Origin of the sequence: Zarconia navalis LEGE 11467 (genome assembly GCF_015207075.1) — a bacterium.
Classification (GTDB): Bacteria; Cyanobacteriota; Cyanobacteriia; order Cyanobacteriales; family Geitlerinemataceae; genus Zarconia; species Zarconia navalis.
Genome location: NZ_JADEXN010000045.1, coordinates 1 through 15474 on the forward strand (window position 1 = coordinate 1; position 15474 = coordinate 15474).

Annotated in this window: 13 protein-coding genes; 2 read left to right on the forward strand and 11 right to left on the reverse strand. The window is 46.6% G+C overall.

Translation table 11 applies throughout. The features are described 5' to 3' along the window. Window positions 1-4: 4 nt before the first annotated feature. The gene (locus tag IQ235_RS04080; RefSeq protein WP_264320220.1) at window positions 5-805 is read right to left on the reverse strand and encodes a Uma2 family endonuclease; all 801 of its coding nucleotides are present in this window, start codon (window positions 803-805) and stop codon (window positions 5-7) included. 134 nt (window positions 806-939) lie between these two features. Between IQ235_RS04080 and IQ235_RS04085 the strand changes: the two genes are divergently transcribed. Beyond that, window positions 940-2505 (forward strand): NB-ARC domain-containing protein, encoded by a 1566-nt coding sequence (locus IQ235_RS04085; RefSeq protein WP_264320221.1) that lies wholly within the window; start codon window positions 940-942, stop codon window positions 2503-2505. An 85-nt stretch (window positions 2506-2590) separates the two neighbouring features. Here the strand turns inward: IQ235_RS04085 and IQ235_RS04090 are convergent, their stop codons facing one another. From IQ235_RS04090 to IQ235_RS04130, 9 genes are all read right to left on the reverse strand, one after another. Next, window positions 2591-4015 (reverse strand): serine/threonine protein kinase, encoded by a 1425-nt coding sequence (locus IQ235_RS04090; RefSeq protein WP_264320222.1) that lies wholly within the window; start codon window positions 4013-4015, stop codon window positions 2591-2593. A 101-nt stretch (window positions 4016-4116) separates the two neighbouring features. Next, the gene (locus tag IQ235_RS04095; protein WP_264320223.1) at window positions 4117-6498 is read right to left on the reverse strand and encodes an ankyrin repeat domain-containing protein; all 2382 of its coding nucleotides are present in this window, start codon (window positions 6496-6498) and stop codon (window positions 4117-4119) included. 580 nt (window positions 6499-7078) lie between these two features. After that, entirely contained in the window at window positions 7079-7372 is a 294-nt protein-coding gene (locus IQ235_RS04100; protein ID WP_264320224.1) for a DUF6812 domain-containing protein, read from the reverse strand. A 556-nt stretch (window positions 7373-7928) separates the two neighbouring features. Then, a complete protein-coding gene (locus IQ235_RS04105) occupies window positions 7929-8780 on the reverse strand; it encodes a prohibitin family protein (RefSeq protein ID WP_264320225.1) in 852 nt (283 codons plus the stop codon). A gap of 43 nt (window positions 8781-8823) precedes the next feature. Next, window positions 8824-9750 carry an ion channel gene (locus tag IQ235_RS04110; protein ID WP_264320226.1) on the reverse strand — a complete coding sequence of 309 codons (927 nt, stop codon included), beginning with the start codon at window positions 9748-9750 and terminating at the stop codon, window positions 8824-8826. 41 nt (window positions 9751-9791) lie between these two features. Beyond that, window positions 9792-10502 (reverse strand): nucleotidyl cyclase domain-containing protein, encoded by a 711-nt coding sequence (locus IQ235_RS04115; RefSeq protein WP_264320227.1) that lies wholly within the window; start codon window positions 10500-10502, stop codon window positions 9792-9794. A 169-nt stretch (window positions 10503-10671) separates the two neighbouring features. After that, a complete protein-coding gene (locus IQ235_RS04120; RefSeq protein ID WP_264320228.1) occupies window positions 10672-11094 on the reverse strand; it encodes a response regulator in 423 nt (140 codons plus the stop codon). Between the two features lie 953 nt (window positions 11095-12047). Then, window positions 12048-12818: a metallophosphoesterase family protein gene (locus IQ235_RS04125; protein WP_264320229.1), complete on the reverse strand. Its 771-nt coding sequence runs from the start codon at window positions 12816-12818 to the stop codon at window positions 12048-12050. Between the two features lie 70 nt (window positions 12819-12888). After that, window positions 12889-13644, reverse strand: coding sequence for a DUF1995 family protein (locus IQ235_RS04130; protein WP_264320230.1), 756 nt, complete (start codon window positions 13642-13644; stop codon window positions 12889-12891). A 347-nt stretch (window positions 13645-13991) separates the two neighbouring features. Here IQ235_RS04130 and IQ235_RS04135 point away from each other — a divergent pair, with 347 nt between their 5' ends. Beyond that, window positions 13992-14768 (forward strand): MBL fold metallo-hydrolase, encoded by a 777-nt coding sequence (locus IQ235_RS04135; RefSeq protein ID WP_264320232.1) that lies wholly within the window; start codon window positions 13992-13994, stop codon window positions 14766-14768. 128 nt (window positions 14769-14896) lie between these two features. Here IQ235_RS04135 and IQ235_RS04140 read toward each other — a convergent pair. Then, window positions 14897-15474: sugar phosphate nucleotidyltransferase (locus IQ235_RS04140; protein WP_264320231.1), on the reverse strand; the 578-nt coding region annotated here is incomplete at its 5' end.

Here is a 15474-nt window from a genome sequence, read left to right on the forward strand (position 1 = left end):
CTCCCTATTCTGGGGGGAGATTCGGGTCGATTTGGGCTTCTCGCAAGCGCTGCCGGAGAAGTTCTAACTCCGACTCGGCTTGTTGGGCGCGAACTCGCTCCACTTGCAGTGCCGATTCGGCTTCTTCGGCGCGAGTGCGTTCGGCTTCGGCGCGGGTTCGTTCGGCTTCGGCTAACTCAGACCCCCACAACAGCAAATTGCCCTCGTTATCCCACCAGCGCAGCCAGTAACCGGTACGGTTGTCTCGCGTTCCTTCCCACACTCCCAAACTCAGTTCCATCGATGCAATGGGAAACCGTCCGCTTTCATCGCAGGTTTGCAATTTATAGTTACCCGACTCGTTGCGACGATACACTTCCACCCCTCCGTTATCGGGATCGAAAATCACGTAGTAGGGAACTTGGAGGATTTCTTCGTAAAAAAACCACTTTCCTGGGGGATAGGTGGGTTTGGTGGAATATTCCCCGCCATCGGTTGCCGAAAGAAATTCCATGACGATGCTGGGAATTTCCCCTTGGAGGTGGGGGGTATAACTGCGATCGATTTCTTGACGGGAGACGCAAATTTCCCGGATAAACGCCCAATCGGGGGCTTTGACGACGAACTTACCGTCGAGAGTGGCGCAGATGGCGTAGTTGGTGGGGGTGAGGGTGGTTTGAGAAAGTTTTCCGGCGACACCGAGGCTGTCGGTGAGCGCCATGGCCACAAGCGGTTGGTTGATATTATCCACGGGATCGTCGGGTAAAACAAAATCATCGGGGAGTTTTTCCCAGGTGACTTGGGTGTCGGCTGTTAGGGCAATCATCGCGGTGAGGGGAATTTCGGGGGTTACGAGTATTTTAGCTTGGGCGATCGAGAGCCGTTACCGTTCCTTGAAATATTGGCCCGAAACGCGCTGAATTCAGGCAGAATTTAAAGGAGGGACAGGCGAGGGCAAAAATGGCAGAAACATTGCGAGCATCCGATCGCGGTTTGGAAACGATCGAACAGGCGATGTGGCGTAAGGGATGGACGAAAACCCGAACCCCTCTGTGGTGGGAGGAAGCCTACACCACCCAAGCAACGATTCGGCGATTCTGGCGGCGGATTCCCATACAGCCAGAGAGTTTTATCGGAATTTGTCAGGCCGTGGGGATAGAAGATTGGCAGGCAATTGTCGATCTCGATGTTTTGCCAAAATCTCCGCTGTCACCTCGCCAAGACTGGGGAGAAGCGCCAGATATTTCCAGTTTTTACGGACGCGCGACGGAGTTGGATTGCCTGGAACGGTTGATTGTTAGCCAGAGGTGCAAACTCGTTGCCGTGTTGGGAATTGGCGGTATTGGCAAAACATCGCTAGCGGTGAGGTTGGTTGACCAAATTCAGGACAAGTTCGATTGTCTGATTTGGAAATCGCTACTGGGAACGCCACCGCTTCCCCAATTATTAGAGAGTCTGATTCAATTTTTATCCGACGGACGGGAAACACTTGAATCGAAAGATATTCAGGTCGGAATTTCTCAACTAATGGGACACTTGCAGCAGCAGCGCTGTTTGTTGGTTTTCGATGAAGTGGAAGCCATTCTGGGGAGTCGAGAGGGAAAGTCGCGTCGCCGAACGATCGGTCAATATCTCAAAGGATACGAAGGTTACGGCAATTTGTTCAAGCGAATGGGGAGCGATCGCCATCAAAGCTGTCTGCTGCTCACTTGTCGGGAGAAGCTGGGTGAAATTGCCGCTTATGAAGGAGAAACGTTACCTGTTCGTTCTGTGCAATTACAGGGACTAGATGCAGAAAGTGCCCAGAAATTATTTGTGGTCAAAGGATTTTCGGGAAGGGAGTCTGGATTAGACAAACTCATCGAGTTATACGGCGGCAATCCGCTAGCCATTAGGACGATCGCAACCATGATTCGGGAGGTCTTTAACGGCGATATTATCAATTTTTTAAGTCAAAATACATTGGTATTGGGCGATCGCCTACGAACGTTACTCAAGCAACACGTCAACCGTCTTTCCAACTTGGAAAAAGAGTTAGCGTACTGGTTGGCGATCGAGGGGGAACCGATTTCTTTTGCTCGGCTTTATGAAGACTTACTGTTGCCATATACCCGATCTCAAGTATTAGAGGCTTTAGTGTCTTTAGAGAGACGATCTCTTTTGGATAAAACTACTGAAGAATCGGAAGTTTTGTTTACACTACAACCTTTGGTCAAGAAATACACAATTGAAGAATTTGTCGCTCGATCGTTAGATGAAATTGATGAAGTGCTAGAGACAGAAGATATTCAATATTTTAAAGTTCTGAAAATTCACGCACTGGCTAAAAATAGCGATCGAGTTTTGGTTCGATTCATGAAAAATTTGCGAACGATGTTTTGCTGTGAAGATAGTGAAATTGCGGAGGAGTTGAGAGATATTTGGATTTCACTGAACAATAAAGATGCAAAAGCTATCGGATACGCTACTGAAAACATTGAGCAAATATTAACAAAACTGGACAGTAAATTTATAGAAGATAAGTAATATAAACGGCTATTCTACTTTTTTAATAGTCGCTCTTAATTTGAGCTAAAAGACTGGCACGAGTAACTAACTGTCTATTTTATAATTATTTTTTAACGATCGATTCTCTAGAGTTTGCCAAAAATTCTCGAACTTCCGCCACTAACCATTCTTTTTCCATTTCCGTGAGGAAGCAACCAAAGCGATATTGACGCAAGCGACACCGCAGCGTGCAAACAGTAATTGGGTCTTTATTCATCGATAACCCGATCGGTTGTAACTCAATCTCTATAATCTCTTTTGTTCGTCCTTGAACTGTTTGGTAACACCATCTAAAAAAATAACGTTGTAAAGCAAATTCGTTAACGTCAGTTTTGAAAACCAAACGAAAAATAGAACTGTGTAAAAACTGAACGAACAGACCCAATCCAAACAATCCATAGATACTTATATAAATCGAACCTACAGGGGTGAGAACGTAGCTAGAAATCGCAGTTATCCACAGCATGAGGAGTAAAAAACCATCGATAATAGCCGGAAAAAGGGCAAATAAACGGCTGTGAGGACTACGAAGCCAAATCGGTGGAATTTCTACAAGTAATCGATCGCGATCGTTAATTAAAGTAATCGGACTATTTGTCGGTCTTCGAGTTTGGGGAGTGCTTGTCTGACGATCGAACTCGGGTTTACCTTGTAAAACCGCTAAAGCTTCTTCAGCACAAAGGAATCGATCGTCGGCAACCGGTTCGATAAGGCGATCGATCCAATTGCAAAACCGTTTTTCGATGCGGACGTGCGATCGAAAATAAATTTTTAACTTGCGCTGTGGTAACTCAGTGGGAGGTTTTCGGGTCAGCAGAAAAATTAGCGTTGCTCCCAACCCATACAAATCTGTCGCTAAAACAGTTTTACCTCGAAACTGTTCGGGTGCCATATAGCCATAGGTTCCTGCCACCGTACTTCCCCCAGTCAAGGTGTGATGATATACATCTTGCACTGCGCCAAAATCCACCAAAAAAAGCTCCCCGTCAGCACGATAAATAATATTTTCCGGTTTGATATCTCGATGAATCACTGGAGGTGTCAGTTGCTGCAAATAAACCAGGATTTCTAAAACTCGTTCGGCAATCTGTCGAACTTTCGCTTCATCGGGATGCCAACGCATCTCTACTAACTTCGCCAACGACAAACCTTCGGCTAACTGTTGTACCAGGTAGAACACCCGACTGCGGCGCTTACCTGCTTGGAAGCTATCCACGTAGCAAGGAATTGCCCGATGGTCGAGTTGTGCTAAGATTCGCGCTTCCCGCTCAAACAGTTCGAGCACCTTGAAGTCATCCACTTGGCACAGAGAGACAGCTTTGAGCGCCACTTTTTCCCCAGTTTCCAGGTGTTCGGCCGCGTAAGTCGTACCGATACCCCCTTGTCCCAAAAAATGGAGAATGCGATAGCGGTTGTCAATTATTTCCCCTGGCTGGTGTTGCGCTGCCATGTTGGTACGAACTTTAGCCTCAGGGTAAGACAAAATCATCGGGAAATTTTTCCCAAGTGACGTCAGTGCTAGTCATTAGAGCGATCGTGGCTATGAGGGGCATTTGGGTGGGTAAGGGTTATTGTAGCTTGAGCGATCGATTAGTTGAGGTTATGGTTGTTAAGTGTAAACTCCAAAACAGATTTTTTTCCATGACAAACAACTTTAATCTTTCCTGTATATTCTTTCCCATGATAAATAGGATATCCCATATTTTTGCATAAACCAGAATCTATCGCTCCATAATTTTGAAGCATGAATATTATCGTTTTACTATCCATTGCTTTCGCTAGGTCTAAAGGAGTAATACCTTGCTCGTCTGTCGCATTCACATTGGCTCCACCCAAAATTAATTGAGACATAATTTCAGCATTAGTATAAAAACCGTTGTTTTTTAAAAGTGCGCGATACAATAATATTTTACCAAAAGGGTTTTGTCGATCGATTTTTGCACCTTTTAACACTAAAAAATTTACTACTTTTTTTCGATCGGCTAAAATTGCATTTTGAATAGGTGTAAATCCCCATTTGTCTGGAAGATTCACATCTATATTATTTGCGATTAGTAACGATATGACATCTAGTATAGAATTTTCAGACTGTTGGCTCGAATCGACGATTGATGAGCTATATTGTTGTTCTATAACGAGATTCAAGGGAGTTCTTCCATCTACATCTAGCGCATTGACATCAGCACCATTCTCAATTAAAAAATTTGAAATTATTCTATCTTTTTCTAGCACTGCAATATGCAGTAGTGTTCGACTCTCATAAGGTCTGAAATTCACATCTGCACCTGCATCAATTAAGAGCTGAGCTGCAGAAAGTCGATCGGCAACGGGTATATCTAACTCTGTTTGAAAATCTTCTGAATTTCGACCATGGAGCATTCGGATGGTAGGAATTCCATATTTAAAACCCAATAATGAGCTTAATGGAGTAGCCATTGTATCACTATGACTATAGTAAGACAAGCCAAAAGATTTTGCATTCACGTCTGCACCTTTAACAATCAAAAAATCGATCGTGTCCGATCGACTGTATCTTGTCGCAAAATGTAAAGGTGTAATTCCTTCCTTTTGGCTATTTTTAATATTGACATCTGTTCCTTTTTTAATTAAAAGCTTTGTCCATTCTTCCCAAGAATTCAAAATTGCAAGATGTAGCAAAGTATAACCCATATAATATCCTGACTTAAGCTCATTTTTACCCAATCTAGCTCCAGAATTGAGTAATAAATCTGCAATATTTATCCACTTTTGACCCATTGCAAAATGCAATGGAATGTATCCATCTTTATTTTCTAGATTTATATCTGCACCTAATTTTATTAGCTGTTTTACTAATTTTTTTTGCTTGGTTTTAAAAGCAAGGTGAAGGAGAGAATCACCTTGTTCGTTTTTCGCATTAATATCTGCACCTCGATCGAGCAGCAGTTTAACGAGGTCTAGCTCGTCAGTTTCTAATGCACAGTCTAGCAGAGAGCGATCGCCCTCCAATCTAATATTTGGATTACCTCCTTTGTCGAGATAACCTCGAATCAAATTGGTATTACCTAAACTAGCAGCATCACATAGATCGGGTGTAAATCTCATCAAGTCCAAAATGGCGTACTGGAAATGATTTAAAATTATTCCAATGGCGATCGCTGCTACCCCAATGCCAGATAAAATAGCGAACGGAAAAGACGATCGCCGTTTCCCCACCACAACCTTTCCCCGCAACAAACCCAAGGCTTCCCGTGCCGACGCAAATCGATCGCCAGCATCCGGTTCGATCGCCCTCTCCAACCAATCGGCAAAACTATCGCTAATTTGCACCCGCGATCGAAAACTAATTTTTAGCCGTTCTTCGGGTAATTCTGCAGGGGAACGATGGGTTAATAAAAACAATACCGTCGCACCTAAACCGTATAAATCTGTCGCCGGAACTGCATGACCCTGAAACTGTTCGGGAGCCATATACCCAAAAGTTCCTACAATAGTGCTACCTCGTGCCAAGGTACTGCGATCGGTATCTCGCACCGCCCCAAAATCGACTAAGAAAACATTGCCATCTTTTCCCCACATCAAATTTTGAGGTTTGATATCTCGGTGAATAACGGGGGGTTTTAAATCGTGCAAATAGACGAGTATTTCTAATACCTGTATAGCGATACGTCTTACCCCCGCTTCGTTGGTACGCCAACCCTTCTCCACCATCGCCGCGAGAGATTGCCCTTCCACCAGCTCTTGAACGATATAGAAGGCTCTATTTTCCGGGGTATCGACGTGAAAATAATCGAGATAGCATGGAATGCTCGGATGGTTGAGATGCTGCAAAATTCGCGCTTCTCGCTCGAACAGTTCTAGGGGTTTCCAATCTTTCATTTGCCGCAGAGACAAGGCTTTGAGGGCAACATATCGACCGTTTTCAAGCAGATTATCTTCTAAGGGTTCGGCTTTGTAGGTGATGCCGTTTCCCCCTTCTCCCAAGGTTTCCACAATGCGGTAGCGATCGGCTACAATCTCTCCAGGTTGGTGGGGTGCGTTCATGGTGTTGCTTTATCTTCAAGCTGGTGGATCGATTCTCAAAAGCGATGTCCTATATTTATTTCGGGATTTTAAAGCATTTTTATTCAGATTTCTTCAATATTGCCCTAAGAAACCATTGTCGAATTTTGTGAACGCTTGCGCATGCGGCTTCCACCACCGTTACGACAATCGGATTGGGGTCTTCCATCTCCATCAAAAAAATTATCCGATCCTCTGATGCTGTCACATTCACAGATTGCTAAGAATGCTTCCAATTTGGGAACTCTCCATCGACTTCCCGCATCATCTCGACCGCGAGGAGAGCCATTCGTCGGGGGCTCAAAATTAGAGATTGAGTGGGGCAGAGACTGACGAATCGGGGAAGCAAATTTGACCCAGAGTTGGGGAGTTTGACTTGTTAAACCCAATAGAAGGATTGCGGCAATTGTTGTTGAGGAGTTTAGAGTTCCGTGTAATGTAATAGTATTCATGACTTCAGAACAAATTAGGTAAATGAGAGAGTTTAGATACGGTGTCGCAACTCAATATCCTAATTCAGTTCGATCTCTGGACATGAAGCCATTATCTGGTTGTTTTTCCGAGGAGTTGATTCTTCAATAACTGAGTGAATCGTTGGTTTGTTCAGACAAAGAAAAGGATGAGAGACGATTCCGTCTTGGCTAGAAAGCTGAGCATTGACAATATTTAGGAACGGTTGAGAATTGTTGATTAAGTCAGACAAACGGGCGCGATAGCCTTTGATAAAGACAGCACCAATAATTTGCGTGCCATCATTTAAGAAAACTCGAATTTTGTGCTGAGTTCCGTCTATTTCCATTTTCATCGTCGATCTCCTTCACTCGATGAACTCCAGTGTTCTGCTAAAACAGAAATCAGCGATCGGTAATCGCGTGCAATAACTGGCAGTCTGCGCTCTAAAATTTGCAGCCCTTACCAGTACCCGATCGTTGATATTCTTATTATCGAGAAGGAGATTGGGAAGATGAACTCAGCTTTGAACTCAGCTTTGAACTCACCTCGAACTCACGAAAAAATTGATAGATGAGTATTTACTCGTACTCATATAAGCGGGGGGGGTTTTCCTAAAATCGGGAAAGATGTGTCATAGACCCGATCCAATTTGTATTTATCTTTGAATAAGTAGATATTGGCAGCGCCTGTAGCGATTGTTGCGCTTCTTCCCGGTTGAGATCGACTGACGATCGTCAGTTATCGTTACAAACTTGAGTCGATCGCTATTTTCAAAAATGTAGCTCTTATTTTCAAGAAGTTGTAGGTGAGCAGTTTTTCGAGTTAGACGTTAAATTTAACACTCATCACTCAACAGCCCACCTTATCCATCAGCTCTACCTTAATGAAAAACGCGATAAAACGGTCAGTTAGAGCGAAGAGTCCTCAAAATCCTTGAGGTTAAACAAGAACGGTACGCCACCAGAATTGCCTCCAGTGACCAAAACCTTCGGCATTTGAGCGCCACCTTCGCGCCACGCTTCGATCGCCTCTTTTTGCAGAACGAGTTGTCCTCCCTGCGCTTTGAGGGTTTCGGCAATCAGCCTTTGGGATTCCGCTCGACCTTTAGCGCGGTTGATTTCCGCTTGAGCTTCTTGTTCGGCTTGCTGAGCAACGTAAACCGCCCGCTGCGCGCTCTGTTCGGCAATTTGTTTTTCTTCAACCGCTCTGGAAAACTCCGGTGAGAAATTCAAGTCGACCACGCTCGTATCCAAAACGATAATGTCGTACTTTTCCAAGCGAGATTCCAATGCCTTATCGAAATCCTCTTTGAGTTCGGTGCGCTTGGTAATCGACTCTTCCGCCGTGCGTCGGGCTGCGGCAATTTTAAACGATTCCTGAGTCTGAGGGGCGATAATTTTCGAGACGATGTTGGCAAGCGTTCCTTGAGTGCGTCGAATTTCGACCACTTGCAACGGATCGAGGCGGAAGTTAATCGCAAAGCGACCGGATAAATCCTGCAAATCTTTCGTAGAACTCTGGGCGGGAACTTCAAACTTTTGCACCGTCACATCGTAGACATCCACTTGGGAGATGATTGGGGGTTTGATGTGGATACCTTCGAGCAATGCGCCATCTCTAGCTTTTCCCAAAATACTAATGACCCCCGCTTGACCGGGGTTGATAATAACAAACGAGCTGAAGGCAATAAGAATGGCAAAAGCCACGGCGATTCCACCGACTAAAGCTTGCCAACTTTGCTGCGGTTGTGCGTTTCTCAAATTCCTGTCTCCTATTCGATCGGATATTAAGCCTATGTTCAGGCTACCAGTTTTCTAAGCTCAGCGGTTGAGTATCGTGGAAGCGGGGATAGTCGATATAGCGAGCGCCACTAGGACATGGGGTGAGTACGTCGACAAAGCGATGGTTCCACAGTATATCTTCGGGAGCGTACAGATAACTGGCGTGAACGGTCTGAGAGCCAGCTTCATCGAGTCCGGTGAGCATGACGACGATCTGGGCATCGCGATCGATGAGGGATGTTAGGGTTTCGCCGTGAAGGGGGCTGGCTGGATCGATCGGATGCATCACCATCCACGAGAGCAAAAAGAACGGACTGTAGGCACGGGCGAGGGAGAGTTCGTAGAACCGACGCATTTGATGACCTTCTGAGGTCACTTCCTGACGTAGAAGGGTAACGCGAATTTGGGCTTCGACGATCTTGTGACTGCGTTGGTTGGCGGCTCGAAACATCAGCGTCGGCACGCCGTTGTAAGGACAGATAACAGCGACTTGCGAAAAGAGAATGCGAGCGGTGGGGCGAGAAAAGCGGGCAAACATCAAACTCGTCGCCATCGCCACAGCTAGCAAACCGATGAGGACTTCGATGGTAACGAGAAAATGAGCGTAGGGGGTTTTGGGATACATTGCCCCATAGCCGATGGTAGCCATCGTCTGCACGCTGAAGAAAAATGCATCCCAGAACGAACCGGGTTCGGCATTTTCGATCCCATCTCCTCCGGCGACGTAAGCGAGGGCAAATAGAAGGTTAATGGCAAAATACGCCCCAACGATCAGTCCGAAGAACTTCTGCCAGGATGTCATCAACAACCATTGATAAACATCGCTCCAGTGGAAAGACCATTCTCCAAACCACTCGAGCTGGAAGTGACCGATGTGGGCGGTTCGACGGCGGGACTTCGATGTTTTTTGGGTTTTAGAAGCGGTAGAAACCCGATGGCGATGAATCACAAGTTCGTCAATATGAGATAAACGGCAGGCTCCCTGACGTTTTATCCTGTTTTGCACTCTCCGGCAAGGGTGGCAACTCGCTGGTGCTTTTCCAATTTCAGGGTTCGACTGGAGAGCTTGATCCACACCCGATCGCGGTTTGGCATTTGGGAAAGCTTTGCGTACACCGTCCGCGCGAGTAACTGGGGTTGGGTGGCGTTGAGCACGCAACAGAGACTTTTTTTCTGGCTGGCTTGGTAGATGGCGGCTTCGGAAGCTTGGGCAAGAAAGTCGGGATCGGCATCCATCAGAGCGGGTTGGACGGCAGTAGCTCCCATAACCGGGACGAGTCCGATGGCGCGTAGGGTAATGGGCAGCAAATGGCAGATCGATTGGACTTCCGAAGCATTAATCTGCGGCAAAATACATGCAAATCTGCGATGAGCGTAGCGGAAAATGCGAGCTTCGGCATTATACAGATTACCTCGCAGGATGCGGGTAATCTGTTGGCAAAGTTGTTCCTTCGTCCGAAATTCCCAGCTTGCTTTGCGGTGAGGGCAATACTCGATTTTAATCAAGAGAACCGATAGCACTTTCCTTTCGCAGGCAGCTTGATGCCAGGCTCGATCGAGGGCAACATTGAAGGGGGGAATTTGAGAAGCGTTCTGAGGATTTTGGCGATCGCGAACCAACAGACGATCGGGATCGGACGATTGTGTGGAAATGCTCGGCTTCTGGCAACAGAACCGTTTATATTGAGTCGGTTTCCTCATGGAAGTCGTAATCCTTCGAGATATAGAGTTATTGTCAATGTCTCAATACTGGTGGCAGATCTAACCGAATCGTAAGTCATTGTTTCTTAGTATGAAATAATGCCGTTTAACTTGAGATCTATCTTGAGTCTGATTTACATCTCACATTTTTTGTCTTCGATAACTTCAACTAAGCTGTTTGACAGTAAGACAGCCCATTCATGACGCTAGCAAGCTTCGGATTTGATGCTCGCTCGAGATTTATTTTCACAGTTTTCAACAGTTCGATCGGATGAAAGGGTTTAACCAAATAGGCATCTGCACCTTGTTTCATCGCCCAGTAGCGATCGCTCTGGTGTCCTTTACTCGAACAGAGAATAATTGGAATATTTTTTGTGGTTTGATTCTTTTTAAGTCGACGACACACTTCGTAACCATTCATGCGAGGCATGACTACATCTAAAAGAATCAAATCTGGCAGTTGAGAATTTAGCGATCGTAAAGCTTCGATTCCATCACTAAACTTTGTTACTTTCCATCCACCTCGATTGATAATATGAGAGATCAGTTCGCGCTGAGCTAGACTATCTTCTATCACCATAACTGTCGTCATAACTCACTCCTGTTGTGTTGGTGAAATAAGTATTTGCGACCCCGATCTCGAACATTACAAAAGTAAAAATCATTAGAGATTATTCAAAAAAGCCGTTCGAGTTAGCTTTTTTGACTTTAAATTTAGATGGAATAGAGCTTTAAATTGCAATTATAACTTGAGTGCGATCGACCTCGAACCACGAGTACTCGATATTCAAGACAACAGAAATTTAAATTCGCTTCTAAACTTATATAGACCTCATAAATATGAGATCTTCTATTGATTTTAGATCTTAGAACGAGCGAATATTCATGAAATCGATCGGCTTAAATTCAATGCCACAATCGACAAAAAAGAACATATGTTTAACTTCTATCCTGTGAAGTCAAAATATTAATTTATTCTGACGATGGCGAATCGTGACACAAAATCAATTCGGAATAGATGCACGACTCGATCGACCGATCGAGAACTCCGATCGAAAAAAGCTCACCTGTCATTCGCAAAATCGTCGAAAGTCAGGTACGTGTCTTGGAGATTAACATATTGACTTGAGAGATTGCCCGCTCGTTGAGGCTATTTTATCTAAAATTGAGCTTGGCTTGATTCAAACTTTATATTTTCGCCGAGCGATATCGCTTGTAACGGGATATTCTCCTGCAAACTCTAACGCACGACGTATAGCGCTACGCAGATTAGTTAGGACATTCCTAAATCTTAGAAGCCTCTCACAGTCTACTGTTCCCTGTTCCCTAGCGCGTAGCGCTATATTGAGATGAGAAATTTAGACGATCGCCGATCGTCTTGCGTCCCGAAGCACCCCTTTCCATCTACTGTGGTGGAGAATTGGGAACGGAATAGATGCAGAGGTGTCAACTTAAAGGCTAGATGACACGCGTCAAGACCTCAACGATCGACTGAACAACCCTTGGAGTGCCGAATCGATCGCCTGCATCGTCGGTGCGGACGATTTAAGCAACAGAAATGGACGATCGCAGTATCGGAGACGATTTGCGCGGCCCCACTTCAGCCGGATTCACCAGCGAGATTGCTTGCTCTAAAGTTTTCGTTCGCGCGCGCCGCTCGAAAACATTCACCTGATACACTCGCTGGTATGTGACATCAAACGCCGTTAACCAGCCACTTTTGGGGCTGTACGCTCCCGTATCGATGCCCAACCAACCTGGCCCGGCAGCCAACTGTCCCGGCTGGATATTGGGTAAGGTAAATGTAATTGTATGACCGGTAATAATCAGCTTATTCCGGAAGTAGGGTTCGGGATGAGAGTGGAATTCGTGGCGAATCCAGCACGACTCGCGAGCGGTTTGCTCCTCCGGTTTGAGTTTGGGATCGACTCCCGCATGAGCCAGCCAAAGATCGCCTAAATCGAGGTAAATGGGTAGGCTTTGCATCCATTCGAGATGTGCTGCATCAATGCAGCGATCGGGATAACTCTCGATGGTCGCCAGACCCCCTCCGCACAACCAGGCCTGAAGGGCGGGATAATCGATGGTACCGTTGGGAAAAGCTCCGAGCATCATTTGTTCGTGGTTGCCCAGCAAAGATTGGTAGGGACTATTCATCACCAACTCGACCACCTGACGACTTTGCGGGCCGCGATCGATTAAGTCCCCCAGAAAATAGACCCGATCGTCCGTTCCGGGTGCAATTTCCTCTAAGAGTTGTACCAGTCCTTCATAGTGACCGTGAACGTCACCAATTACAATCCGTCGTTGAGTCATTACCCTAAAACCAAATCTGTTTGCCAATACCGTCAATTGGAAATCGAATCCCTCTCGCGAGCGAGGAACTTTACTGATTCAAGGCTTTTAAAAAGCCTTTCAACCCTGATAAAAGACCTTTTCCCTTACGCGGAGACCCTGATGAAGACTCCAAAGGATCGTCACCTGGGGTCGATTCTCCAGTTGCCCGCATCAAAATCTGCTCTAAAGCTTCACCCATTGGTTTTGCCGTCGTTTCGGACACCACCCGATTCGTTCCATCTTCAGTATCGATCCAAACCTGCCAGGGAGAAGGATAGCAGCGAAAAACAGAGGCATCCTGCAAGGGTCGAATGTAGTAACAAGATTCTAGAGTCGAGAGAAAACGTTCCCGAAGCTGACGAGCAGCATAGCCAATTCCCACGATCGAAACATCTTCTAATCGGGGCAACAGCATCACCACCGGGCGATCCCCAGCAGCCTGGCAAAGTTTTTCCACTTTCGACACTTCCACCGGTGAAGGTTCGATAATCAAAAAACACTCGTCCTCCGGGTCGAGTTGGGTCTCAATAGGGAGATTACGACTGCCCAAGTCCGCAATTTTGAAGGGAACCTCTCCCCAATCTCGGCGAGCGAGGGCTGCTGCCCCCGTATCGGGAAAGAAAACCTTGAGAGTGGTTCCCCATTCCTCGAACGCGGGCAAAAATTTTTCGGTAATGGGTTGAGCTTTGAGTTCGGGAAACACTAGCTCCACGAGCAATCGGCGGTGTCCGTCTTCGATCGCCGCTTTCGTTGCCACTCGAGCCTGGGCAATCGCTTCATCTAGATCTTGGGGCAGTTCAACCATCGATTAGCTACTTCAGAATCTTTGAGTATATATTTCCATCATAGAGTTTCCCATTAGATCGATAAAAAAACTGACCAGAATCTCATCAATATAAAGGTTTGACAAATCGATCTTTCCCATCGCGCTTCGGGTCGGCAATACAAAAAAGCGAGCGGGTCTGGGATTGAGGCTCGAGAGCTGAACCATGAAGTCATCGCACCCGTTAATATTTGCGATCGATTGCCAACTTCGATCGAAGTCCATCCCCACGGGTTCCTAAAATCGTCAGACCGGTTATCCGGATTGGAGGAGAGAACTTTCTACGCTATCTTTTGAAAGAGACCGTAGTAAACTTCATCCAAACGCTCGTGTACCTGACTTACCTCGATAGCAATTCCTGGCTGATTGAAATCGGCGAAAAACGAATTCTCCTCGACCCTTGGCTGGTGGGGCCGTTAGTCTTTGGCGGCTTGGGTTGGTTATTTAAAGGTCAGCGTCGCACGCCGCGTCCGATTCCGGAAAATATCGATCTGATTTTGCTCTCTCAAGGTCTGACGGATCACGCTCACCCGCCTACTTTGGAGAAACTCGATCGCGCGATTCCCGTGGTGGGTTCGGTTGAGGCGGCGAAGGTCGTACGATCGCTCGGATATACCCAGGTCACGGCTTTAGCCCACGGCGAAACCTTTACCTTAGACAATACCGTCAAAATCGAGGCCGTTCCCGGCTCGCCTATCGGACCGCTGTTGGTGGAAAATGGCTACATTCTCCGGGAATTGTCTGGGAATGGCAGCATCTATTACGAACCCCACGGCTATCATTCTCCATCCTTGAAAGATGCCGGATCGATCGATGTCTTGATGGTTCCCATTGTCAATTTGAAGGTGCCGCTTCTCGGGCCGATTATTCAAGGACGAGATTCGGTCTCCGAAGTGGCGCAATGGCTGGAACCACAGGTTATCTTACCCACGGCGGCAGGGGGAGATGTGGAATTTGAGGGGGTGTTGGTGAAGGTGTTGCAACAGCAGGGCAGTGTTGAGGAGTTGAGGGAAACGCTCGACGGCAACAACCTAAAAACTCAAGTCATCGAACCCACTCCCGGAGAGCGATTTGAGGTGAATCTCACTGAGGTTCAGTCGAGTTGACGATCGCAATTCTTTTGGATCGCAGACACCGCAGAGGACTGGGAAGTGAAATGCGAACAACAGTAGGTGTAGGGGTAGTGCCCCCGTGCCTACCCCGGCGGCACGGGGGCAATGGAAGAAGAAAACCGCTATCGTCCAAAATCCCTTGCCGTTTGTTGGTACGTTTCGGGAATGCCGAAGTCAAAGCATTCCCCCTGCACCACGTACCCCGTCATCCCCTCTTCCCGGCACAATTTCTCCAAACAAGAAGTGAGCTGAAATTCACCCCCTTCGCGGAAATTTTCGGCAATGTGATGTTCGAGATACTCGAAGATTTTGGCGTCTAAGATGTAAATTCCGAACATCGTCAGAAACTCATCCTCTCTCAATCCCTCAACGTGCAAATGCTGTCGTGCGTACTCGATGGTTGGTTTTTCGGTGATGCGAGTTAGAGATAGAGCCTTCGCGTCCGCATCCTGCCAGGTTCCCGTGGCGCAACCGCTCAGGTGAATGGTGTTTCCCGGCATTACCCGCAGTCCGATGGTACTACGTCCGGATCGATCGTAGACTTCCCTCATCTGACGAGCGCAGGATATTTCGGTCTCTGACCGATAGATATGGTCCCCGAGCAGCAACATAAACGGTTCGCCGCCGACCCAATCCCTGGCACAATAGACCGCATGACCGTAACCGTCTTGGGTGGTTTGTTCGAGTAGCACCACTCGCT